Below are 24,287 nucleotides of genomic sequence, written 5' to 3'. Positions count from 1 at the left end.
AAGGAATTTTGGGGTGTAAGTGGGAGTCTATCGTCTGCTATTGGCCGTTCTGGTGGCCGTTTCTCATATGGGCAAGACGTTCATGGGGCTAAACCCCGGCGTGATTGCCGTGATGTCCTTCCTGATCATCAGCGGTTTCGTGATGACCTCGCTGATCGAGCGCAACTACAAGGCGCCGGAGAAAGTCGGCCTGTTCTACCTGGACCGCGCCCTGCGGCTCTACCCTCAATTCCTGTTCTACTTCGCAGTTTCCTGTGCGGTGATCTATTTCCTGCTGCCCGGCACGCCTCAAGCCGCCGAGCTGACGCTGCGCAACATCGCCGCAAGCCTGGCTATTGTGCCACTCGGTTTCTACATGTTCGGAGCGGCAGGATCGTGGATCTTGCCGCCGGCCTGGTCTTTGGGGCTTGAGATGTGCTTCTACCTGGTGATCCCTTTCCTGATCATCTACAGGGCGCGGGGCGTTGCGTTTGCTCTATCGGTCGTTGTCTTCATGGTCGCGTGCCTGGGTTTCATCAACACCGACCTGTACGGCTACCGTCTATTGCCGGGCGTACTGTTCATGTTCCTGTGCGGCAGCTACCTGTACAAAGCGCAGCCGAAGGATCTGGCGATCGCTGCCGGCACCACCGTGGTGGCGGCCCTGATGTTTGCGGCCATCATGGCGGGATGGATAGAGCGCCGACCGTTCAATGCCGAAGTGACCGCCGGCATAGCGCTGGGCGTGCCGGCCGTGTACCTGCTGACAAAGCTCAGGTTTCACCGGATTGACGAGTTCCTCGGCAATATCAGCTACGGCGTGTTCCTGAATCACTATGTGGTGATGTACTTCCTGCACGCTATCTGGTCGGTTGCCTACGATGGGGCCATTGTTGCAACGGTGCTGGCCTTGTCGTTGCTGCTCAGCGGCGTTTCGTACTACTGCGTCGAACGGCCGGCCCTGAAGCTTCGTCACGCGCTTCGGGCCGGCGCAAAAACTGGGGTGGGTCAACCGCAGGGCCGCAAAACAGAGGCGTAGTGGCTGGGGGGGCGCCTTCGCGGGCGAGCCCGCTCCCACCGGGGAACGCATTCCGATGTGGGAGCGGGCTTGCCCGCGAAAGCGGACTAAAGAACGCTGCAAATTACAATTTGATCAACACCGACTTCAGCTCGGTGTAATGCTCGATCGCCGCATACCCCATCTCACGCCCGACCCCGGACATCTTGTAGCCGCCGAATGGCAACGCCGGGTCCAGGGCGCTGTGGCAGTTGACCCACACCGATCCTGACTTGATCCGTGGAATCATCCGGTGCACCGCCGCCAGGTCATTGGACCAGATGCTCGCCCCCAGGCCGTAGGGGCTGTCGTTGGCCATGCGCAGGGCATCGGCCTCGTCATCGAACGGAATCGCCACCAGCACCGGCCCGAAGATTTCTTCCTGCACCAGTGAGTGCTTCTGATCGACGTCGACAATCACTGTCGGCTTGACGAAGAACCCCGGCCCGAACTGTTCACCGCCGCAGGCGATGGTCGCACCGCTTTCCCGGCCCTTTTCGATGTACCCGTAGACGCGCTCCTGCTGCCGCGCCGAGATCAATGGCCCCAAGTCGACGCTCGGGTCCAGGCCGTTGCCGAGTTTCATGGCGTTGGCGATGTCGCTGATGTCCGCCACCACATTGTCGAAGTGCTTGCGCTGCACATACAGCCTGGAACCTGCGCAGCAGACCTGGCCCTGGTTGAAGAAGATCGCGCTGGCGGCCCCGGCCGCGGCGGTTTTCAGGTCAGCGTCGGCCATGACGATGGTTGGCGATTTGCCGCCCAGTTCCAGGGTGACCCGGGTCATGGAATCCATGGCGATCTTGCCGATTTGCTTGCCCACCGCAGTGGAGCCGGTGAAGGTCAGCTTGTCCACCAGCGGGTTGTGGGTCAGGGCCGAACCTGCGGTGATGCCGGTGCCGGTGACCACGTTGAACACGCCTTCGGGATAACCGGCTTCCAGCACCAGCTCGGCGAGTTTCAGTGCGGTCAGCGGGGTTTCGTCGGCGGGTTTGAGCACCACCGTACAACCGGTGGCCAGGGCCGGACCTAGTTTCCAGCAGGCCAGCAACAGCGGGAAGTTCCAGGCAACGATGGCGCCGACCACGCCCACCGCTTCGCGTCGAATGAAACTGTGGAACTGGTCGTTGGGCATCAGCGGTGCCGACACGTCAACCGTAGAACCTTCGATCTTGGTCGCCCAACCGGCCATGTAGCGCAGGAAGTCGATGGACAGTTGCACGTCCATCACCTGGGCCACCGCCGCGCTTTTACCGTTGTTCAGGCATTCCAGCTGCGCCAGCAACTCGGCGTCGCGCTGCATCAGGTCGGCGAGTTTCCACAGCAGGTTCTGCCGCTCCCGGGGACGGGTGCGGGTCCAGGCTGAGTCGTCGAACGCCTGGCGGGCGGCGAGAACGGCGCGGTCGACATCCTCCGGGGTTGCCCGTGGCACCACGCACAACACCTCACCGGTGGCCGGGTTGTGCAGGGGCATGGTCTGGCCGTCGGCGGCCTCGACCCAGCCACCGCCGATGAGCATGCGCGGGGCGCGCTGGATGAATGCCGAAGTGGCGGGAAGCAGGTTTGGGAGCGACATTGGCGAGGCCTCTTGTTGTTCGTGAGAACCGGGCTTTCGCAATGGCTGTGCCAAGTCCGCGAGAACGCTGGTTCGGCCTTGGCTGGCGTGGTTTTGCTTGATGAACGGCAGTGGAGAAGACCGGGTGGTTTGTCGCAATTCGCGACAGCCGTTGAGACAACGCAGCACCTGTCCGCCACGGCCGTCAATCGTGGGCCAATGAACAGTTTTGGCCGGGCAACTATGCTGTCTCAGACTGCAACAGCTGTCGCGAAACTAGACGCAGCGGACCACATCCACGCACCGGTCAATGCAGACAAATCAACGCAAGTAATTGATAAAAAAGCTTATCCGCAAGCTGGCACGCTCTGTGTATTGCTCATCGCAGACGTTTCTCTTGCCTCCGTCAGCGGTACACCGCCGGCGGCAGAAACCATAAAAACGATAAGCCACAACAATAAGAACGCACCGTGCGAGGTTCGACGTTGATGAAGAGAAAACTCCGATCAGGCATGAGCGCCAGCCTGCTGGCCGTAGCCGCTTTAGTAGCGCTGCATTCGCCTCATAGCCTGGCAGCCCGCGACGCCCAGACCATCCTCAAGGAAACCTGTCAGGGCTGTCACACCCCCGAAGCCGATAACGCTCTCAGCCGCATCAGCCACCAGCGCAAAACGCCGGAAGGCTGGTTGATGAGCATCGCCCGTATGCAGACCATGCACGGTTTGCAGATCAGCGATGACGACCGTCGCACGCTGGTCAAGTACCTGGCTGACACCCAGGGCCTGGCGCCGAGCGAAACCGATGGCGTGCGTTATGCGCTGGAGCGGCGACTCAACACCGTCGAACACTTCGACGACCAGACCAGCCAGATGTGCGGCCGCTGCCACTCCGGTGCACGGGTTGCCCTGCAACGGCGTCCGGCCCAGGAGTGGGAGCGCCTGGTGAACTTCCACCTCGGTCAGTGGCCGTCCCTGGAGTACCAGGCGCTGGCCCGGGACCGCGACTGGTTCGACATCGCCCGCAAGGACATGGTGCCGCTGCTGGCCAAGCGTTATCCGCTGGACAACCCGGCCTGGAAAAAATGGCAGAGCGCGGCGCCCAAAGCCGGTGCTCTGGTGGGCGACTGGAGCTTCAGCGGCCACTTGCCGGGCAAGGGTGAGCTGGCCGGTGTCATGACTGTGAGTGCCGATGGCAGCGACACCTTCAAGGTCAGCGTCAAAGGTCAGTACGCCGACGGCAGCCCGTTCAATGGCGACGGCAGCGCGATTCTCTACACCGGCTACGAATGGCGCGGCAACGTGACCATCGATGGCGTGACCATGCGCCAGGTGTTCGCCGCCCAAGGCAATGCGATGCAGGGCCGGATGTTCGAGGCCGAGCACGACGAGCGCGGCCTGGACTTCGTCGCCGCCAAGCAGGGTTCCAACCGTTTGCTGGCGGTGCAGCCGGGCTATCTGAAGGCTGGCAGCGAAACCGAAGTGACCCTGATCGGCAGCGGCATGAGCGGCAAGCCGGACTTCGGCAAAGGCGTGGAAGTGCTCGAAGTGGTCGAGCAGAGCCCTGAGCGGATCAAGGTCAAGCTCAAGGCCGCCGCCAATGCCCAACCGGGCGTGCGCGCGGTCAGCGTCGGCGCGTTGAAGGGCCCGAGTCTGTCGGTGTACAGCAAGATTGCCTCGGTCAAGGTTGTGCCGGAGTTCTCGGTGGCACGGATCGGCGAGGGCGGTGGTTCGACGCCGAAAGTCCAGGGGCGTTTCGACGCGGAAGCCTGGGGCAAGGGCGCTGACGGCAAGCCGTATCGCATCGGTGTGTTCCCGGCGCAGTGGAAAGTCGAAGCCTTCGACGACCGCGCCAAGGAAGACGAAGACGTCAAGTTCGCCGGCACCATGCAGGCCGACGCGGGCGTGTTCACCCCGGGCGATGCCGGGCCAAACCCGGCACGCAAGATGTCCACCAACAATGCCGGCAACCTCAAGGTGATCGCCGCCGTCGACGACGCGGGGAAATCCCTGACCGGTGAAGGCCACATGATCGTGACCGTGCAACGCTGGAACAATCCACCCATTCCATGAGTTGGCTGTCCTTGGCTTAACACGGCTTCAAGGCTACAGACACTTTTCGGAATGACCGCAAGCCCCGCCAAGCGGGGCCTGCACAGGAGGTTGGCAATGGGCGCTATCTTGAATCTGGTCGAACGCAACCTGCACGAAGTGCAGGTCGATGCAGACCGCATGCTGTTTCACATCCCCAGCAGTTCGCTGTTCGCCAGCGATGAACTGACGGGTACCATCATCGATACCTTGCGCGGGCCCGGTTGTTCCTCGGACGACCTGATCCAGCGCCTGGCCGCGCGTTTCAACGGCGAGGAAATCACCGAGACCCTGCGCGAGCTGATGGCCCTGGAACTGGTCAGCGACGGTTCGCCGCTGACCCCGGACATCGCCACCAAGCGTGTCGAGCGCACGGCGATCAATACCGTGGTGCTCAACGTCAACACCGGCTGCAACCTGAGCTGCACGTATTGCTACAAGGAAGACCTCGACAAGCCGTCGGCGGGCAAGAAGATGGACGTCGAAACGGCGATCGCCTCGGTAGAAATGCTGCTGCGCGAATCCCCGGACGAAGAGCGTTTCACCGTGGTGTTCTTCGGCGGCGAACCGCTGAGCAACCGCAAGCTGATCGAGTACATGGTCGACTACTGTGAGAAGCGTTTTCGCGAGGCGGGCAAGTTCGTCGAATTCGTCATGACCACCAACGCCACGCTGCTCACCGAAGAAACCGTGGACTACCTCAACGCCCACCGTTTCGGGCTGTCGGTGAGCATCGACGGGCCGAAGACCGTGCACGACCGCAACCGTATCACCGTGGGCGGGCAGGGCACGTACGACGTGGTGCGGCGCAAGGCCGAGATGCTGCTGTCGCGCTACAACAGCCGTCCGGTCGGTGCCCGCGTAACGCTCACCACCGGCGTGACCGACGTCGAAACCATCTGGGATCACCTGTTCAACGAACTGGGTTTTGCCGAAGTCGGCTTCGCCCCGGTGACCTCCGGCGACATCAGCAGCTTCAACCTCACCAGCGATGAACTGGTGCAGGTGTTCGCCAACATGAAGGCCCTCGGTCGACGCTATCTGGAAGCGGCGCTGGAGCACCGCAACATCGGTTTCTCCAACCTGCACCAGCTCATCACCGACATCCACGAAGGCCACAAGAAAGCCCTGCCATGCGGCGCGGGCCTGAAGATGCTGGCGGTGGATCACAAGGGCGAACTGAACCTGTGCCACCGCTTTACCGGTTCGAGCCTGCCGACCTTCGGCAATGTCCACAGCGGCGTGAAACAGGTGGAGTTGAACGACTTCCTGTCCCAGCGCCTGGACCGCACCAACACCGGGTGCGAAGACTGCCAGATCCGCAACCTGTGTTCCGGCGGCTGCTACCACGAGAGCTACGCCCGCTACGGCGATCCGACGCACCCGACCTATCACTACTGCGAACTGATGCGTGACTGGGTCGACTTCGGCATCGAGGTCTACACCCGGATCATGGCCAATAACCCTGCGTTCATCAGCAGTTACATCACTCCGCGCAAGGCTCACTGATATGAAACATCTCAAGGCAATCAATAACAAAGCGTTGAAGCTGGATCAGGCCGCGGATGAAAACCGCATTGAAGAAGTGGTGGCCATGAGTTCCGTGGCGGGCTGTGCCTCGACCACCGACCCGGGCTGGGAAATCGATGCGTTCGGCGGTGTGTCGTCGCTGTGCCAGCCGATGGAGGCCGACCTCTACGGTTGCTCCGACCCCTGCTGGTGGCCGGCCCAGGTGCCCGACATGATGAGCACCTACCCGGACTGGAACAAGGATGCCCAGGCGTCCAACGACAACTGGCGCAACCTCGGCACTGTCTTCCCGAAAGACAAGTGATCGGATATCAGAAGGATTCCAGCATGCGTAATATCAAAGCCTGCGGCCTGGCCGCGTTCGCCGTTCTGAGCAGCTGTTCGGTCAGTGTCCTGGCCGATGAAAACACCGCACTGCAAGACGGTCACGAGTACATGTTGACCACCAACTACCCGAACAACCTGCACGTGATCGACCTGGCCACTGACACGCTGTTCAAGACCTGCAAGATGCCCGACGCCTTCGGCCCCGGCACCGTGCAACTGTCGCCGGACCGCAAGACCGCCTACGTGCTGAACAATCACTATGCGGACGTCTACGGTGTCGAACTGGACAGTTGCAAACAGGTGTTCCACGCCAGCATCACCCAGAAACCTGGGGAGAAAGCGCGCTCGATGTTCGCCTTCACCCTCAGCCACGACGGCAAGGAACTGTTCACCGTCGCCAACCCGACGCTGATGATGAACGATCGCTACGAAGTGCAGCAGCCCCGGCTCGATGTGTACAAGACCGACGCCGGCATGGACGCCAAGCCGGTGCGCAGTTTCCCGGCGCCGCGCCAGTTGACCATCATGCAGAGCGGTGACGACGGCACCTTGTATGTAGCCGGGGCGGACGTCTACAAGGTCAATGTGCAAACCGGCAAGTTCGACGTGCTGATCCCCAGCCGCCACTGGAAGCGCCCGAACTACAGCGCGCCGGACGTGCTCTACGTGTGGAACCAGCAGACCTACCGGCATGACTTCTCGCTGCTCTACACCGCCGCGAAGTTCAAGGACAAGAAACAGGACCCGGCCACCGCCGAATACCTGTACGGCCTGTTCAGCGTTGACCTGAAGACCGGCAAGACCGAAACCACCGACTTCGGGCCTTTGACGGAAATCTACTTCAGCGGCATGCGCTCGCCCAAGGACCCGAACCTGATGTTTGGCGTGCTTAACCGCCTGGCCAAGTACGACATCAAACAGAAGAAAATGCTCCAGTCCGCCACGCTCGATCATTCCTACTACTGCATTTCCTTCAACAAGGACGGCAGCAAGATCTACCTGGCGGGGACCTTCAACGACGTGGCGATCTTTGATGCCGACAGCCTGAAGCAGACAGGCAGCATCAAGTTGCCGGGCGGGGACATGGCGATTACCACGGCGCAGATTTTTGTCCGGTAATTGCGACGCCTGAGCTGACGCTATCGCGAGCAGGCTCGCTCCCACAGGTTTTGTGAGCACCACAAATCCAATGTGGGAGCGAGCCTGCTCGCGAAGAGGCCCTCAACAACAACGCAAAATCAAACCCCCGGCACCGGACAACTCATATCCCCCTCCTGGCACTTCAGGTAGTTCTTGAACGTCTGAACCCGTGCCTTGGTCAGCTCCGTGGTGCAGTTGCTGTAGATCAGCGGATACACACTCGCGCCTTCCACCCCGGACGCCGAGAACTTGCACTCGGTATCGCGGAACGCAACCCACGCCCGCTGCGCACCCACCAACTGCTTCTTGCTGTCCGGGTTGCTCTTGAGTCGCGAAGTGATCTGCTGGTACAGCGCATTCAATTCCTTGTCGGCGGCTGCATTCTGCTGCGCCGCACACTGGTTCATCGTCGCCTGGTCGTTGGCGTTGTCACAATCCACGGCGAACGCCATGGAGGTGAACAACAGGGGCGTCAGCGCCAATAGTAAGCGTGGGTTCATGCTGGAGTGCTCGTTGTGACCGAATGAGAAATGCAGTGTAGCGCTGAGGGGCATTCAGCCCGCTACGCTTGCCATTGCGTGTGTTTTTCCACCGAATCGTATTCCAGCCATGGCACGTCATGGGCTGTCCAGATATGCGCTTGGGGTGTCTTCCGTGGATCGGTATCCAGTGTCGCCACCCGAACGATCACGTGGGGTTGGGCCGGCCGTTCGGCCATCAGGTGTGAACCGCAGGCCGAACAGAAATACCGAAACTTGCCTGGCGACGATTCATGGCGGCTCAGGCGATCCTGGCCTTTGGTCCAGCGAAAATGCTCGCGCATGACCCCGGCGGTCGATGCAAAAGCCGCTGCGTGTGCCTTGCGGCAGGTCTGGCAATGGCAGTGGCTGATGGGCATGTCGAGGCTGTCGAGTTCGTATTCGATGGCCTTGCACAGGCAACTGCCGCGCAGGTTGTTCATGTCGCTATCCTTTTCGATGCTGTTTCGAGGCAGAACGTTAGCAGTTTCGACCCACTGATTTTGCGATAGCCCCAGAACTTATCCGTGCAAATGCGACCGAATATCTCAGGCATGATTGATTGCACATCCCCATTGGTACAACTTTAAAGTTGGTCTTGTGGTCTTACTGACCTACTGTTCAAGTACAGGAGGTGACTTATGAACCCAGCATCTGATCGCATCGAAAGGAAAATCCTGCTCAAGACCAAGCGTTCGCAGGTCTGGCGTGTGCTGGCCAATGCCGAAATGTTCGGACAGTGGTTTGGCGTGGCGCTGGCGGGCAAGCGTTTTGTGGCAGGCGAGTGGACCCAGGGGCAGATTACCTATCCCGGTTATGAACATTTGCGCTGGAATGTGCTGGTGGAGCGGGTCGAGCCGGAGCGGCTGTTTTCGTTTCGCTGGCACCCGTATGCCGTGAACCCTGAAGTCGATTACTCCCAGGAACCCACCACCCTGGTGAAATTCGAGCTCGAAGACATGGACGACGGCACGTTGCTCAAGGTCTCCGAATCCGGTTTCGATCACGTTCCCCAGGCCCGTCGAGAAAAGGCTTTCCGCATGGACAGTCGCGGCTGGGAAGAGCAAATGAACAATATCGAGCAGTTTTTGATCGACAATGCCAAGTCCCACGAGCAACAGAGTGGCTGAAATCGGCTCGAAACCTGAGGCGTCTAGGGGTTTTCGGAAGGTGGTTTATAGCGAATGTCTTACACGCGATGGTAGCGATATCGCCTGTTACAAATTGGATCCGAAGCGTATTCTGGCCTTACCCACTGAAGCACAGGAAGTGCTCAGGATCATGGATGATCGACCATATGCAAGGAACGCTACGACAAGGAGTCGTCATGGTCTTGGAAAAACCCGCTTCGGCGGGTTTTTTTGTGGGCGCATGAAACGTCATGGCGGCAGGAACCGGGTTCCTGCCGCCATTTTTTCACTGCCGGTCGAGTTTCGCCGCCGCGCGCTCGGTGATCTGCGCCCGCAGCTTCAACGAGCCGGCAGCCCGCTGGCGAGCCTCCTCCAGCACTCTGGCCGGGGCCGTCTCGGGGCTGCCCGCGGTAAACGGCGGGGCCGGGGCGTATTCCAGCTGCAACTGCACCAGCTCGGCGGTGGCCTGGTCGAACAGCTCGGCGGCCAAGGTCAGGGCGAAGTCGATACCGGCGGTGATGCCACCACCGGTCAGCAGATTGCCGTCACGAACCACTCGGTCTTGCACCGGAATTGCGCCCAGTGGCTTGAGCAATTCGTGATACGCCCAGTGAGTGGTGGCGCGTTTACCCTTGAGCAATCCCGCCGCGCCCAGCACCAGCGAGCCGGTGCACACAGACGTGACGTACCGGGCGTTGGCGGCCTGGGCCTTGAGAAAGTCCAGGGTCTGGTCATCTTCCATCAAGGGGCCGACGCCACTGCCTCCGGGAACGCAGATCACGTCCAGTGCCGGGCAATCGTCGAAAGTGGTGGTCGGTTTCAACAGCAGGCCGGTGCTGGCGGTGACTGGCATCAGGTCCTTCCAGATCAGATGCACTTTCACATCCGGCAGCGAGGCCAGTACGTCGTAAGGGCCGGTCAGGTCCAGTTGTTGAACCTGTGGAAACAACAGAAAACCGATCTGCAACGTCATGGTGTTTTTTCTCGTGAAGTGGGTGGACGGTTTGACTCTAGGCTCGTAGGCTTTGGCGTATACGCCAATATCCCCACGAATTACGCCAAATGTCGAAAACCATCCATGTGCTCGCTTTCACCAACGTGCAATTGCTCGACGTCACCGGGCCGTTGCAGGTATTCGCTTCGGCCAACGACATCGCTCGCCAGCAAGGCCTGCCGCCACCCTATGCGCCGACGGTGATTGCCAGCGGCGGCGGGGCGGTGATGTCATCGGCGGGCTTGGCGCTGTTGGCCGAACCGTTACCGGAGGAGGGCACCGACACCCTGATCATCGCCGGTGGCTGGGGCGTTTACGTAGCGGCCGAAGATGCGCCGTTGGTCGCTTGGGTGCGCGAACATGCCCGTGGCTGCCGGCGGGTTTCCTCGGTGTGCACCGGCGCGTTCCTGCTGGCGGCCAGCGGCTGGCTCGACGGCCGGCGCGTGGTCACCCACTGGACCCGCTGCGAGCAACTGGCGCAGCAGCACCCGCGACTGCATGTCGAACCCAACCCGATCTTCATCAACGACGGCCCGGTCTGGACCTCGGCCGGGGTGACCGCCGGCATCGACCTGGCGCTGGCCATGGTCGAACAGGATCTGGGGCGCACCATGGCCCTCGAAGTCGCCCGGCAACTGGTGGTGTTTCTCAAGCGCCCGGGTGGTCAGTCGCAATTCAGCGTGACCCTGTCACTGCAACAGGAAGGCAACCGTTTCGACGAACTTCACGCCTGGATCAGCGAAAACCTGACCCACGACCTGGGCATCCCGACCCTGGCCTTGCAGGCCGGCATGAGCGAACGCAGCTTCGTGCGCCACTACCGCGCCGACACCGGCCAGACCCCGGCCCGGGCCATCGAACTGATCCGCGTCGAAACCGCGCGGCGTTTGCTCAGCGATACCGGCGTGCCGATCAAACGGGTGGCGGTGCAATGCGGCTTTGGCAGCGAAGAAACCCTGCGCCGCAGCTTCCTGCGGGCCATGGGCGTGACGCCGCAGGCTTATCGTGAGCGTTTTTCGGTCAGTGTTGGCGCAGATTCCGCAATGACTTGAGCCCTTTTTCGCCTTAGCTCGATGCAGTTACCCCACGGTCACCCGAACAGCACCCTTTGCCAGTGTTCTTCACTGATGATCGCGATAGGAACACCGCTCTCTCTCAGTTCAACGGCTTTTTTGATCTTGGTGCCATAAGTGCTATGAAGCCATTGATCGTTTCCGATGCTGCCGACCACCAGATAGTTGATTTTTTTGCTGACCGAACCACCAATCAGACCGCCGCGTTCGACTATCAGCGACTCGCATTCTTTGCGCGGACCGTAAGCCATAACCCCAGTGAACAGGAAAACTCGATCAATCCAGTTCAGTGTGGGTGCAGGGTTATCGAGTGGAAGACTGCAAGGTGTTGTGAAGATCTGGTCAGAGCCAACCGGCATACCTGCAAACTGGTGCAGCATGTCCAGTAGCTCAGCCGATTCTTCGGAGTCCAGCACGCCATCACTCAGCATGTTGGCGAGGCGTTTATAGAGGATGTTCACGACTGGATCACCCAGATGACACAAATGAACTTCGATCCAGCTCTTGAGAAACTCGGCTTCCTGCTGGTTGATCTTGCCATCGGCAGCGAGTCCAGCCGCAATGCCTACCAGCGCGTCGGCTGAACGTCTATCAATGCGTGCTTCGTGGAAGAATCCACTGTTTTGAAATTCCTGATGCAAATCGACCATTGTCCATGCTCCTAGGATTCAACTTCCGCTATTTGATTGAAATACTTCGCCCGATCCGGCGTAAACGTCACCACCATGCCCGTCCGAGCACATGTCAGTGCCCGTTCCTGTGCTAGATCCACGTTCAGGTCTTCCCCGCGCAACCCTTGCCACTGCGCGAGGTACTTGAGGGAGCCATATTTTTCGAGTTTCTTCAGGCTGCGACTCACGCCGCCTTTCCAGCCCAGTACCGGCAACTCGCCGGCAAGGCACTGTCGGGCGAGGTCGGGGAAACGAGCAGCGCGCTGGCGGCCGACTTCCCAGCATTTGATCAGGCCCTTGTCACCGGCTTCCCAGAGTTCTTCGCGGTTCAAACCGGTTCGGAGCGGGGAGTCGATGCTGCGTTGGATGCGTTGGCTCATTCTGGTTCCTTGAATTCGGGTGGTTCTGGACAGCTCCGCTGTACCCGTAGAGCAAGGATGTTAGGTGGGGATGTAACAGCTGGCAACCGGGTATTTCCTGCGAAATGGCAGGATATTGTTGATAACAGGTCGGACTCAGGCCTACACACCACCTTTGGCGAGGGAGCTTGTCGGATCGCCGCACCGTCCCGCTGGGTTGTGAAACAACCCCTTGAATTGCATGCGTGATCTGTCAGTTGTTTGGTGTTTAAGCGGTTTTGCGACTGCTGCGCAGCCGAGCGGGACGGTGCGGCGATCCGACAAGCTCCCTCGCCACAGTTTATTGGTGTAAGCCGGCCATTGTGGGAGCGGGCTTGCTCGCGAATGCGTCGTGTCAGTCGACATCAATGTTGCATGACACACCGTCATCGCGAGCAAGCTCGCTCCCACAGGGTTACTCACATGGCTAATTCTTTGGGCACCTCGTCCGTTCTCCAAACAGACAACTTTCGAGGAAAACCCGGTGACCCCGCTGACATTGCTGTGCCTGCCCTATTCGGGCGCGAGTGCCATGGTCTATAGCCGTTGGCGGCGCAAGCTGCCGCAGTGGCTCACGCTGCAACCGGTGGAACTGCCGGGGCGTGGCGCGCGGTACGGCGAGCCCTTGCACACCGACATGCGCCGCCTGGCGCTGCAACTGGCCCAGGAACAAAAAAACACGCTCAAGGCGCCGTACGCGTTGTTCGGCCATAGCATGGGCGCGCTGCTGGCCTGCGAGATGGCCCATGCGTTTCGGTCGCTGGGTTGCCCGGAGCCGGTAGCGCTGTTCGCCTCGGGCACTGCCGCCCCGACCCTGCGCGCCGACTATGACCGGGGCTTTGCCCAGCCTAAAAGCGACGCCGAACTGATCGAGCAACTGCGCACCCTCAACGGCACCAGCGAAGAGATCCTGGCCAACGAAGAGTTGATGAGCCTGACCCTGCCGGTGCTGCGCGCGGACTTCCTGCTGTGCGGGCGATTCGAACCGGTGCAGCGCCCGTTGCTCAAGTGCCCGGTGCATGTGCTCGGCGGCAAGACCGACCGCGCCACCGCCGAGCAGTTGATCGGCTGGAGCCAGGAAACCCGTGGCAGCTTTTCGGTGGACATGCTGGCGGGTGGGCACTTCTTCATCCATGAGCAGGAAGCGAAGGTGCTGCGGGTGATCAAGGATCAGCTTGAGGTGCATCGTCGAAGGCATGGGTTGCTGGCGGTGGGTTAGACCTGCTCTGAAATCACCACAAAACCTGTGGGAGCGGGCTTGCCCGCGAAGAGGGAGTGTCAGCAACATACCCGTTGTCTGACACACCGCCTTCGCGGGCAAGCCCGCTCCCACAGGGGTATTTATCAACCTGTTTTTCCGCGTTTCGCCTTTTGCCTGATCCGCTAATTTTTCCCGCCTGCATTCGTTTTATAGGGACGACGCGCCTTTGCGCCTGCTGCCTACTGATGCGGATGCCGATAGATGAATGCTGAAGACTCCTTGAAACTTGCTCGCCGGTTTATCGGGTTGCCCCTGGAAAAGCGCCAGATGTTCCTTGCGGCCTTGCACAAGGAGGGCGTGGATTTCGCCCGTTTCCCGATTCCGGCCGGCATCGAGGCCGAGGATCGCCAGGCGCTGTCGTACGCCCAGCAACGCATGTGGTTTCTCTGGCAACTGGATCCCCACAGCGGCGCGTACAACCTGCCGGGTGCGGTGCGGCTGACCGGGCGCTTGAACCTGTCGGCGCTGGAGCAGGCGTTCGCCAACCTGGTGGCGCGGCATGAAACCCTGCGCACGGTGTTCGCCCGTCAGGCCGATGACAGCTTGCTGCAAGTGCCGGCCGCTGCGCCGCTGCGGATCGAGCACGTGGATTTCAGCGCACTGCCCGCCGAGGAGCGCGAAGGTGCCGTGTCTGAAACCGCCGAACATCAATCGGTGCTGCCGTTCGATCTGTCGACCGGTCCGCTGCTGCGGGTCACCTTGCTCAAGCTCGCCGAACAACAGCACGTGCTGTTGCTGACCCTGCACCACATCGTCTCCGACGGCTGGTCGATGAACGTACTGATCGACGAATTCATCCGCTGCTACGACGCTTTCGATGCGGGCGTGCAACCGCAGCTGGCAGCGTTGCCGATCCAGTACAGCGACTACGCCCTGTGGCAGCGCCGCTGGCTGGAGGCGGGCGAGCAGGCGCGGCAACTGGCGTACTGGCAGGCGCAGTTGGGTGACGAACACCCGGTGCTGGAATTGCCCCTGGACCATTCGCGCCCGGCGATGCCGAGCTATCGCGGCACCCGCTACGAATTCGCGGTCGAGGCGCAACTGGCCGAGCAACTGCGCAGCACCGCACAGAAACACAACATCACCCTGTTCATGCTGCTGTTCGGCGCCTTCAACGCGTTGCTGCATCGCTACACCGGGCAAACCGACATCCGCGTCGGCGTGCCCATCGCTAACCGCAACCGTGCGGAAATCGAAGGCCTGATCGGTTTCTTCGTCAACACCCAGGTGCTGCGCACGCAACTGGACGGCCAGACCCGGGTCGACGACCTGCTGCGCGCCATCAAGGAAACCGCCCTCGGCGCCCAGGCCCATCAGGACCTGCCATTCGAGCGCCTGGTCGAGGCGCTGAAACTGGAACGCAGCCTCAGCCACACGCCGCTGTTCCAGGTGATGTACAACCACCAGCCGCAAGTGGCCGACATGACCTCGGTCAGCACCGCGTCCGGCCTGGAGTTGGGCAGCATCGACTGGCAAAGCCGCACCACCCAGTTCGACCTGACCCTCGACACCTGGGAGAAGGGCGGCAAGCTGCACACCGCGCTGACCTACGCCAGCGACCTGTTCGATGCCGATACCATTGCGCGCATGGCCGGGCACTGGACGCGCCTGTTGCAGGCGATAGTCGACGACTCGACGCAAAAAATCGGCGAGTTGCCGATGCTGACTGCGGATGAGCAGCGAGTGCTGGTGCAGGACTGGAATCGCACCGCCGTGGCCTATCCGGTCGAGCAGTGCATGCACGAGTTGATTCAGGCCCAGGCCCGACGCACCCCCGACGCGCCGGCGCTGGTGTTTGGCGAGCGTCAGCTCAGCTACGCGCAACTCGACACCCGCAGCAATCAACTGGCGCACTGCTTGCGCGAGCAGGGTGTCGGCCCGGATGTGCTGGTGGGGATCTGCGTTGAGCGTTCGCTGGAGATGGTCATCGGCCTGCTGGCGATTCACAAGGCTGGTGGCGCCTACGTACCGCTCGACCCGGAGTACCCGGCCGAACGCCTGGCCTACATGATCGAAGACAGCGCAATTGACTTGCTGCTCAGCCAAAGCACTTTGCTCGGCGCACTGCCTGCCGAGGGCGTCAAGGTCATCGCCCTGGATCAGGAACAGGACTGGCTCGACGGCTACAGCGAAACCTGCCCGCAGGTTGAAGTACATCCGCTGAACCTGGCCTATGTGATCTACACCTCCGGTTCCACTGGCAAGCCGAAGGGCGCCGGCAACAGTCACGCGGCGCTGCTCAACCGCTTGTGCTGGATGCAACAGGCTTACGGTCTGGATGGCAGCGACTCGGTGTTGCAGAAAACCCCGTTCAGTTTTGATGTGTCGGTGTGGGAGTTCTTCTGGCCGCTGATGACCGGTGCGCGTCTGGTGATGGCGCCGCCAGGGGCGCATCGTGAACCGGCGCAGTTGATCCGCCTGATCGATGACTACGGCATCAGTACGCTGCACTTTGTGCCGTCGATGCTCCAGGCGTTCATCCACGAACCGGGTGTCGAGGCATGCACCGGCCTCAAGCGCATCGTCTGCAGCGGAGAAGCCCTGCCGCTGGATGCCCAATTGCAGGTGTTCAAAAAGCTGCCCGGCGCCGGGTTGTACAACCTGTACGGCCCGACCGAGGCGGCCATCGACGTCACCCACTGGACCTGCATCGACGAAGGCGCCGACAGCGTGCCCATCGGTCGTCCCATCGCCAATCTGCGCACCCATGTGCTGGATGCGCAATTGCTCCCGGTTCCGGCCGGCGTGACGGGGGAGTTGTACCTCGGCGGCGCCGGGCTGGCGCGCAGTTATCACCGGCGTCCGGCGCTCAGCGCCGAGCGTTTTGTACCGTGCCCCTTCCATGACGGTGCGCGCTTGTACCGTACCGGCGACCGCGTGCGGCAGCGTGCCGATGGGGTGATCGAATACCTCGGGCGTCTCGACCATCAAGTCAAATTGCGCGGCCTGCGCATCGAGCTGGGGGAAATCGAGACTCGCCTGATGCAGCATGCGCTGGTGCGCGAGGCCGTGGTGCTGGTGCAGGGCGGCAGGCATCTGGTGGCGTATCTGGTGCTGGAAGATACCGATGCCGATGAGCAGTGGCCGCAAACCCTCAAGGCCTGGCTGCTCGGCAGCCTGCCGGAATACATGGTGCCCACCTACCTGATGCCGCTGGACGCCTTGCCGGTGACCGCCAACGGCAAGCTCGACCGCAAGGCCTTGCCGCCACCCGACGCCGCGCCGCAACAGGCATTCGTCGCGCCGCAGGATGCGATGCAGACCGCGCTGGCGCAGATCTGGCAGGAGGTGTTGGGCGCGGACCCCGTGGGCCTCGAAGACAACTTCTTCGAGCTCGGCGGCGACTCGATCATTTCCATCCAGGTGGTCAGTCGCGCCCGTCAGGCCGGCATTCGCCTCAGCCCGCGTGACCTGTTCCAGTACCAGACCGTGCGCAGCCTGGCATTGGTCGCGGCGTTCGACAGCCGCAGCACTGTCGATCAAGGCCCGGTCAGTGGCGAGGTGATCCTGACCCCGGCGCAGCATTACTTCTTCGAACAGGCCATCGCCCAGCGCCGGCACTGGAATCAGTCGCTGCTGCTGACGCCCCGGGAAGCGTTGAATCCTGAGGCGTTGGAGCGGGCTTTGGTTACTGTCATCAACCACCACGACGCCTTGCGCCTGCGCTTTATCGACGGCTCCGAAGACGGCCCCGAAGGCTGGCAGCAGCACCATGCAGCGCCAGTCGAGTTGGCTGGATTGTGGCAGCGTCGGGCGTCTTCGGCCGAAGCCTTGACCGCCCTGTGCGATGAAGCGCAACGCAGTCTCGATCTGGCCGACGGGCCGCTGCTGCGTGCCTTGCTGGTCAGCCTCGACGACGGCAGCCAGCGCTTGTTGCTGGTGGTCCATCACCTGGCGGTGGACGGGGTGTCGTGGCGGGTGTTACTCGAAGACTTGCAACAGGCTTACGGGCAAGTGGCGCTGCCCGAGAAAACCAGCGCCTACCAGGCCTGGGCCGCGCACCTGCAACAGCATGCCGGCACCGTGCCTGGGCAAATTCCGTACTGGCAGGCGCAACTGGCGGATGCCCGTGACCTGCCGTGTGACAACCCGCAAGGCAGCTTGCAGCAGCGCCACGGGCACAAGATCGAGTCGAAACTGGACGCCGATTTGACCCGCCTGTTGCTGCAACAGGCCCCGGCGGCCTATCGCACCCAGGTCAATGATCTGTTGCTCACGGCGCTGGCGCGGGTCATCTGCCGCTGGAGCGGGCAGGGCTCGACGCTGATCCAGCTGGAAGGCCACGGCCGCGAAGACCTGTCCGACGACCTCGACCTGAGCCGCACCGTCGGCTGGTTCACCAGCCTGTTTCCGGTGCGCCTGCAACCCGAGGCCGGGGCGGCGAATTCGATCAAGTCGATCAAGGAACAATTGCGCGCCATTCCCGGCAAAGGCCTGGGCTACGGCTTGCTGCGCTACCTCGGTGAACCGGCACAGCGTCAGGCCCTGCAAGACCTGCCGGCGCCTCGGATCACCTTCAATTACCTGGGGCAGTTCGACCGTCAGTTCGACGACGCCGCGCTGTTGGTCCCGGCTCCGGAAAGCGGCGGCCAGGCCCAGGGCGACGATGCGCCGCTGGCCAACTGGCTGACCGTGGAGGGCCAGGTCTATGGCGGGCAGCTCTCGCTGCAATGGGGTTTCAGCCGTGACCTGTTTGCCGAGTCCACCGTGCAACGACTGGCCGATGCCTACACCGAAGAACTCAAGACGCTGATCGAACATTGCTGCGCGACAACGGCAGGCCAGGTCACGCCGTCGGACTTCCCGCTGGCGCGCATCACCCAGGCACAACTCGATGCCTTGCCTGTTACGGCGCCGGCCATCGAGGACGTTTACCCGCTGACGCCTATGCAACAGGGCATGCTGTTCCACACCCTGTACGAACCCCAGGCCGAGGCCTACATCAATCAACTGCGCCTGGACATCCACGGCCTGGAACTGGCCGCGTTCGGCCGGGCCTGGCAGGCGGCGATCAACCGGCATGACATCCTGCGCAGCAGCTTCCACTGGCTGGGGCTCGAGTGCGCGCATCAGGTGATTCATCGCCAGATCGACTTGCAACTGCAAGTGATCGAAGCCGCCGACATCGACCGCGATGCACTGGCCGCCGAGGAGCGCAGCCGCGGCTTCGAACTCAGCTCCGCGCCGCTGTTCCGCCTGCTGCTGGTGCGTCGGGGCAGTGAAGACTGGCACCTGATCCATACCAGCCATCACATCCTCATGGACGGCTGGAGCAACGCGCAGTTGCTCGGCGAAGTGATTCAGCACTATGCCGGCCAGACCTTGGTCAGGCCATTGGGGCAATACCGCGACTACCTGGGCTGGATTCAACAGCAGCCGCTGCTGGCCGCCGAACAGTTCTGGAAACAGGCGCTGGCGCCCCTGGAAACACCGACGCTGCTGGCGCAAGCCTTGCCGACGCCCGCCGAAGGGCACGGCATGGGCGAACATCAATTGACCCTTGAAAGCGCATCGCTACAGCGCCTGAGCGATTTCGCCCGCCAGCAGAAAATCACCCTCAACACCTTGCTGCAAGGCGCCTGGGGCCTGCTGTTGCAGCGCTACACCGGCCAGTCCTGTGTGGCGTTTGGTGCGACGATTGCCGGACGCTCCGCGCCGTTGCCGGGCATCGAGCAGCAATTGGGGCTGTTCATCAACACCTTGCCGATCATCACCGCGCCGCAGGCCGGGCAGTCGGTGGCCCAGTGGCTCAAAGACCTGCAAGCCCTGAACCTGAGCCTGCGCGAGTTCGAACACGTGCCGCTGTACGATATTCAGGGCTGGGCCGGGCAACAGGGGGCGTTGTTCGACAGCCTGCTGGTGTTCGAGAACTTCCCGGTGGCCGAAGCCCTCAAGCAAGGAGCGCCGGCGGGCCTGACCTTTGGCGCGCTGCACAATCACGAAATCACCAGTTACCCGCTGACCCTGGGCATCGAAGTCGGCGCCAGCCTGCGTCTGGATTTCAGTTTCGACCGCATCCGGTTCAGCGCGGCGCAGATCAGCCAGTTGGGCGCCAGCCTGCTGCATGTGCTGGCGCAATTTGTTGCCCAGCCACAACAGGCGCTCGGTGCCGTCAGCCTGTTGGACGCTCAGGCCCAAGCCCAGGTAATACGCGGCTCGCAACCACCGGCACCGCAACTGGACAGCCCGTTGCTGGCCCACCAGCGGTTCGAGCAACAAGCGGCCCGCACCCCCGACGCGCTGGCGGTGATGGTCGGTGACGAACGCCTGACCTACGCCCAGCTCAATGCCCAAGCCAACCAGCTCGCCCATCGCCTGCGCGCCCAGGGTGTGGCGCCGGGGCAGCGGGTGGGGCTGTCGGTGCGGCGCAATGCGCAGATGATCGTCAGCCTGATGGCGATCCTCAAGTCCGGTGCCGGGTATGTGCCGCTGGACCCGGATTACCCGGCCGAGCGCCTGGGCTACATGATCGAAGACAGCGGCATGGACCTGCTGCTGGCGCAACCGGGGTTGTTGACCGATGTAGCGCTGCCGCAAGGTTTGCCGCGTCTGGCGCTGGAGCCGGGCGCAGACGCCGGATATTGCACCGACAACCTGGTCAACCTCGCCAACGCCGAAGACCTCGCCTACCTGATCTACACCTCCGGCTCCACCGGACGGCCGAAAGGCGTGTGCCTGGCCCACGCCGCACTGCGCGAGTTTTGCGTGATCGCGGCGGACTATTCACAACTCACCGCGCAAGACCGCGTGCTGCAATTCGCCACGTTCAGCTTCGACGGCTTTGTCGAACAGTGCTACCCGCCACTGTGCGTGGGCGCGGCGCTGGTGATGCGCGGCGATGAGCTGTGGGACACCGACACCCTCTATCGCCAGATCATCGAACAGGGCGTGACCCTGGCGGATTTGCCGGCGGCCTACTGGTTCCTGCTGGCTCAGGAGTGGGCCGCGCAACCGCAGCGGGACAAGGGGCGTTTGCGTCAGGTCCACGTCGGCGGCGAAGCCATGTCCCTCGAAGGCCTGAAGCTATGGCACGCCGCCGGTTTGGGCGATGTGCGCCTGCTCAACACCTACGGGCCGACCGAAGCCACGGTGGTGTCCAGCATCCACGAATGCACACTGGCCGATACCCGCAATCACCTTGGCGTGCCCATCGGCAAGGCACTGCCTGGGCGCGCGCTGTATGTGCTGGACAGTGAAGGGCACCTGCTGCCGACCGGTTGCGTCGGCGAATTGTGCATCGGCGGCGACGCCGGCCTTGCCCAGCGTTATCACCTGCGACCGGGCTTGAGCGCCGAACGTTTCATTGCCGATCCGTTTTCCACCACGCCGGGGGCGCGTCTGTACCGCAGCGGCGACCTGGCGCGCTATCGCGAGGACGGGGCGCTGGAGTACCTGGGGCGCATCGATCATCAGTTGAAAATCCGTGGTTTCCGGGTCGAACTGGGTGAACTGGAAGCGCATCTGCAAGGCCTGCCGATGATCAGCGAAGCCGCGGTGCTGGTGCACGAAGGCGTCGGCGGCAAGCAATTGATCGGCTATGTGGTGCCGGCCGATGCCGGGCTGCTGGCGGCGGATGCGTGTCAGCTCACCGACACCGTGCGCCGCACCCTGGGCGAGCGCCTGCCGGACTACATGCTGCCAGCGCAACTGGTGTTGCTGGCCGCGTTGCCGCTCAACCGCAACGGCAAACTCGACCGTGGCGCGCTGCCGGCCCCGGAGGTCTGGGAGGCCGAAGTCGGCAGTGCGCCGCAAGGTGCGCTGGAAATCGAACTGGCGCAAATCTGGCAACAGGTGTTGCAGGTCAGTCGCGTCGACCGGGAAAACAGCTTCTTCGAATTGGGTGGGCATTCGTTGCTGGCCACGCAAATCGTCTCGCAGATCCGCCAGCGCCTGGGCCTGTCGGTGAGCCTGCGCAGCCTGTTCGAACATCCGCGCCTCGAGGATTTCGCCGCTCAGGTGCAGGCACTGCAACACAGCTGTGAACGCCCGGCGCTGGTAGCGGACACCTCCGGCGAACGTCAGCCGTTGTCCTTTGCCCAACAGCGCTTGTGGTTCCTGTGGAACCTGGAGCCCGACAGTTCGATGTACAACATGCCCGGTGCCTTGCGCCTGCGGGGTGAGTTGAACCTCGACGCCCTGCGCCTCAGCTTCGAAACCCTGGTGCAGCGTCACGCGGTGTTGCGCACCACCTTTTACGAAGAAGACGGCCAGGCCTGGCAGCGGGTCCACGGGCAATTGCCGTTGAGCTTCGAGGCCAGCGACCTGCGGCAGCGGCCGGTGCCGGACGTCGAGGCGCAGCAACTGGCCCGGGAGGAAGTCGCCCGGCCATTCGACCTGCGCCACGGTCCGTTACTGCGGGTGCGGGTGCTGCGGGTCGCGGATGACGAGCATGTGCTGTTGCTGACGGTGCATCACATCGCAGCCGATGACTGGTCGTTCCGCGTGCTGATCAATGAATTCGTCACGCTGTATCCAACCCTCAACCGTGGCCAGACCCCACAACTGCCGGCGCACAGCGTGCAGTACGCCGACTTCGCCAAATGGCAGCGCCAGTGGCTGGAGCAGGGCGGCGAGTTGCAGCGCCAGCTCGACTACTGGCAGCAGCGCCTTGCCGAGCCACAGGCGGTACTGGAGTTGCCCGCCGACGGTGACGGGCGTACGACGCAAGAGGGTGCCAGCGCCCATTTCACCTTCAGCGGCGAGCTCAGCCGGCAGTTGCGCGACTTTGCCCAACAGCGCGATCTGTCGCTGTTCATGCTGCTGCTGGCCGGTTTCACCCTGGTCCTGCGCCAGCGTACCGAGGTCAGTCGGGTGCGCATCGGCACCGATATCGCCAACCGAAATCAAGCCGAGCTTGAAGAAATGGTCGGCTTCTTCGTTAACCAATTAGTACTGCAAGTGGAGGTCGATGCCGATCAGGCGGCGGCGCAGTTGCTGGAGGCCTGTCGCCGGGCGGTGCTGGAGGCGTCGGACCATCAGGACCTGCCGTTCGAGCGTCTGGTGGAAGCCTTGCGTCTGCCGCGCCGGGCCGGCCGTTCGCCGCTGTTCGACATCAAGCTGATCTACCAGGAAGGCGTCGGTCGTCTGCCGTCGATGGAGGGCCTGCAGGTCGAGGACTTCCCGTCCGGGCGCCAGGCCGCCGAGATCGGCATGGTCGCCGCGTTCTACAACGATGCCGAGCACATTCACCTGAGTTTCGAAACGCCGGTGGGCCAGTACCTGCCGAGCACGCTGGAGTCCTTGTTCGAGCAGATCCGGGCGGTACTCGAAGCGCTGATACGCGCTGACGGAGTGCAGGTCGGTGAGTTGCTGGACCTGGCCGCCGAGGTGCAACGCCGTGCCGATGCGCGCTTGAACGAGCAACGCAAGGCCTTGCTCGGCGGCGCCATGGCGATCAAGCGTCGCTCGGCGAACCGTGGCGCGCCAGCAGCGCAATCTGCGGCGGACTGATTCAGGCGGTGGCGCCATCGAGCGCCACCGTCAACATTTTCTGGAGGGGTTTATGACCGTTTCAACGACCAAGTCCATGCCCAGGATGGGCCGTGGTGCCCGCAAAAGCCTGTCCACCGATCCGGCGCGGCTGGTGAGTTTTGCGCCGATGTTCGAAGGCCTCAGCATGCCGTTGGTGTGTCGTCCGGCCGTGTCCGGCGTGAGCCTGGTGGAATGGGCGACCCAGAATCGCGCGCTGATCGAAAGCAAGCTGCTGGAACACGCGGTGATCCTGTTCCGTGGCTTCCAGGTGGCCGATATCGGCGAGTTCAACCGCTGCGTCGACGGGATTTCCGGCGGTGCCCTGGAGTACCTGTTCCGCGCCTCGCCACGGACCCAGATCAGCGGCCAGTTCAAGATCTACAGCTCCACCGATTACCCGGCGCCGGAGAAAATCTTCCCGCACAACGAACACTCGTATTCGCCGGTGTTCCCGCGTCACCTGTATTTCTACTGCGACACGCCGTCGGCCACCGGCGGTGAAACACCCTTTGGCGATACCCGACGGATCCTCGCGCGGATCGACCCGGCGGTGCGCGAAGAATTTGCCCGTAAACGCATCATGTACGTGCGTAACTACGGCGACGGTATGGGCCTGCCATGGCAGACCGTGTTCCAGAGCGAGGATCGCGGCGAAGTCGAGGCCTACTGCGCAAAAATCGGCATCCAGGCCGAGTGGAAACCGGGCAACCGCCTGCGCACCCGGCAGAACGGCCCCGCCATCGTGCGCCATTCACTGACCGGCGAGCGCATCTGGTTCAACCACGGCACCTTTTTCAATGCACTGACCCTGCCGGACAGCATCCGCGACAACCTGCTGCGTGAATTCGGCCCGCAGGACCTGCCGCAAAACACCTTCTTCGGTGACGGCTCGCCGATTCCCGACGATGTGATCCGCCACCTGCAAGGCATCTACCGCGAGGTGATGGTCGAGTTCGCCTGGGAGAAGGGCGACGTGGTGCTGCTCGACAACATCCTCAGCGTGCATGCGCGCAACGAATTCACCGGCTACAGAAAAATCCTCACGGCCATGGCCATCGCGCAGAAAAGCGCCGACCTGGATCAGGAATAAGGACAC

At 62.4% G+C, this 24,287-nt stretch carries 17 protein-coding genes; 11 read left to right on the top strand and 6 right to left on the bottom strand.

The features are described 5' to 3' along the window. The first annotated feature begins 19 nt into the window (after positions 1 to 19). Positions 20 to 1,018, top strand: a complete 999-nt coding sequence (locus KGA96_RS09100; protein WP_223465791.1) for an acyltransferase family protein — start codon at positions 20 to 22, stop codon at positions 1,016 to 1,018. A 103-nt stretch (positions 1,019 to 1,121) separates the two neighbouring features. Here the strand turns inward: KGA96_RS09100 and KGA96_RS09095 are convergent, their stop codons facing one another. Continuing rightward, positions 1,122 to 2,612, bottom strand: coding sequence for an aldehyde dehydrogenase family protein (locus KGA96_RS09095; RefSeq protein WP_223465793.1), 1,491 nt, complete (start codon positions 2,610 to 2,612; stop codon positions 1,122 to 1,124). A 15-nt stretch (positions 2,613 to 2,627) separates the two neighbouring features. Here KGA96_RS09095 and KGA96_RS09090 point away from each other — a divergent pair, with 15 nt between their 5' ends. From KGA96_RS09090 to peaD, 5 genes are all read left to right on the top strand, one after another. Beyond that, a complete protein-coding gene (locus KGA96_RS09090; RefSeq protein WP_223465795.1) occupies positions 2,628 to 3,080 on the top strand; it encodes a hypothetical protein in 453 nt (150 codons plus the stop codon). Further along, positions 3,080 to 4,660: a quinohemoprotein amine dehydrogenase subunit alpha gene (gene peaA, locus KGA96_RS09085; RefSeq protein WP_223512494.1), complete on the top strand. Its 1,581-nt coding sequence runs from the start codon at positions 3,080 to 3,082 to the stop codon at positions 4,658 to 4,660. Before KGA96_RS09090 ends, peaA begins: the two co-directional genes overlap by 1 nt. A gap of 96 nt (positions 4,661 to 4,756) precedes the next feature. Further along, on the top strand, positions 4,757 to 6,187 hold the full coding sequence (gene peaB, locus KGA96_RS09080) for a quinohemoprotein amine dehydrogenase maturation protein (protein WP_008056152.1): 1,431 nt from the start codon (positions 4,757 to 4,759) through the stop codon (positions 6,185 to 6,187). A 1-nt stretch (position 6,188) separates the two neighbouring features. Then, positions 6,189 to 6,512: a quinohemoprotein amine dehydrogenase subunit gamma gene (qhpC, locus tag KGA96_RS09075; protein WP_008016081.1), complete on the top strand. Its 324-nt coding sequence runs from the start codon at positions 6,189 to 6,191 to the stop codon at positions 6,510 to 6,512. Positions 6,513 to 6,535: 23 nt separating this feature from the next. After that, complete coding sequence (gene peaD, locus KGA96_RS09070) at positions 6,536 to 7,654, top strand: quinohemoprotein amine dehydrogenase subunit beta (protein ID WP_223465799.1); 1,119 nt, start codon at positions 6,536 to 6,538, stop codon at positions 7,652 to 7,654. A 119-nt stretch (positions 7,655 to 7,773) separates the two neighbouring features. On the opposite strand, the gene KGA96_RS09065 is transcribed toward peaD, so the two are convergent. Next, positions 7,774 to 8,175, bottom strand: a complete 402-nt coding sequence (locus tag KGA96_RS09065) for a lysozyme inhibitor LprI family protein (protein ID WP_223512492.1) — start codon at positions 8,173 to 8,175, stop codon at positions 7,774 to 7,776. Positions 8,176 to 8,237: 62 nt separating this feature from the next. Continuing rightward, on the bottom strand, positions 8,238 to 8,636 hold the full coding sequence (locus tag KGA96_RS09060; RefSeq protein WP_223465804.1) for a GFA family protein: 399 nt from the start codon (positions 8,634 to 8,636) through the stop codon (positions 8,238 to 8,240). Between the two features lie 198 nt (positions 8,637 to 8,834). Between KGA96_RS09060 and KGA96_RS09055 the strand changes: the two genes are divergently transcribed. Beyond that, on the top strand, positions 8,835 to 9,323 hold the full coding sequence (locus tag KGA96_RS09055; RefSeq protein WP_046043183.1) for an SRPBCC family protein: 489 nt from the start codon (positions 8,835 to 8,837) through the stop codon (positions 9,321 to 9,323). A 286-nt stretch (positions 9,324 to 9,609) separates the two neighbouring features. On the opposite strand, the gene inhA is transcribed toward KGA96_RS09055, so the two are convergent. Then, a complete protein-coding gene (inhA, locus tag KGA96_RS09050) occupies positions 9,610 to 10,296 on the bottom strand; it encodes an isonitrile hydratase (protein WP_223512484.1) in 687 nt (228 codons plus the stop codon). An 89-nt stretch (positions 10,297 to 10,385) separates the two neighbouring features. On the opposite strand from inhA, the gene KGA96_RS09045 reads away from it, so the two are divergent. Next, positions 10,386 to 11,369 carry a GlxA family transcriptional regulator gene (locus KGA96_RS09045; protein WP_046043181.1) on the top strand — a complete coding sequence of 328 codons (984 nt, stop codon included), beginning with the start codon at positions 10,386 to 10,388 and terminating at the stop codon, positions 11,367 to 11,369. A gap of 38 nt (positions 11,370 to 11,407) precedes the next feature. Here KGA96_RS09045 and KGA96_RS09040 read toward each other — a convergent pair whose 3' ends face one another. Both KGA96_RS09040 and KGA96_RS09035 read right to left on the bottom strand, forming a co-directional pair. Then, entirely contained in the window at positions 11,408 to 12,040 is a 633-nt protein-coding gene (locus tag KGA96_RS09040; RefSeq protein WP_046043180.1) for a BRCT domain-containing protein, read from the bottom strand. Positions 12,041 to 12,051: 11 nt separating this feature from the next. Then, positions 12,052 to 12,441 carry a hypothetical protein gene (locus KGA96_RS09035; protein ID WP_046043179.1) on the bottom strand — a complete coding sequence of 130 codons (390 nt, stop codon included), beginning with the start codon at positions 12,439 to 12,441 and terminating at the stop codon, positions 12,052 to 12,054. Between the two features lie 502 nt (positions 12,442 to 12,943). Between KGA96_RS09035 and KGA96_RS09030 the strand changes: the two genes are divergently transcribed. From KGA96_RS09030 to KGA96_RS09020, 3 genes are all read left to right on the top strand, one after another. Continuing rightward, entirely contained in the window at positions 12,944 to 13,678 is a 735-nt protein-coding gene (locus tag KGA96_RS09030) for a thioesterase II family protein (protein ID WP_046043178.1), read from the top strand. A gap of 243 nt (positions 13,679 to 13,921) precedes the next feature. Further along, positions 13,922 to 23,170 (top strand): non-ribosomal peptide synthetase, encoded by a 9,249-nt coding sequence (locus KGA96_RS09025; protein WP_223512482.1) that lies wholly within the window; start codon positions 13,922 to 13,924, stop codon positions 23,168 to 23,170. Between the two features lie 52 nt (positions 23,171 to 23,222). Next, positions 23,223 to 24,281: a TauD/TfdA family dioxygenase gene (locus KGA96_RS09020; protein WP_223512479.1), complete on the top strand. Its 1,059-nt coding sequence runs from the start codon at positions 23,223 to 23,225 to the stop codon at positions 24,279 to 24,281. Positions 24,282 to 24,287: the final 6 nt, after the last annotated feature.

Source organism: Pseudomonas sp. GL-R-26 (assembly GCF_019947365.1).
Lineage (GTDB): Bacteria > Pseudomonadota > Gammaproteobacteria > Pseudomonadales > Pseudomonadaceae > Aquipseudomonas.
The sequence above is the reverse complement of the archived record's forward strand: the minus strand, read 5'-3'. Positions and strand labels throughout refer to the sequence as shown.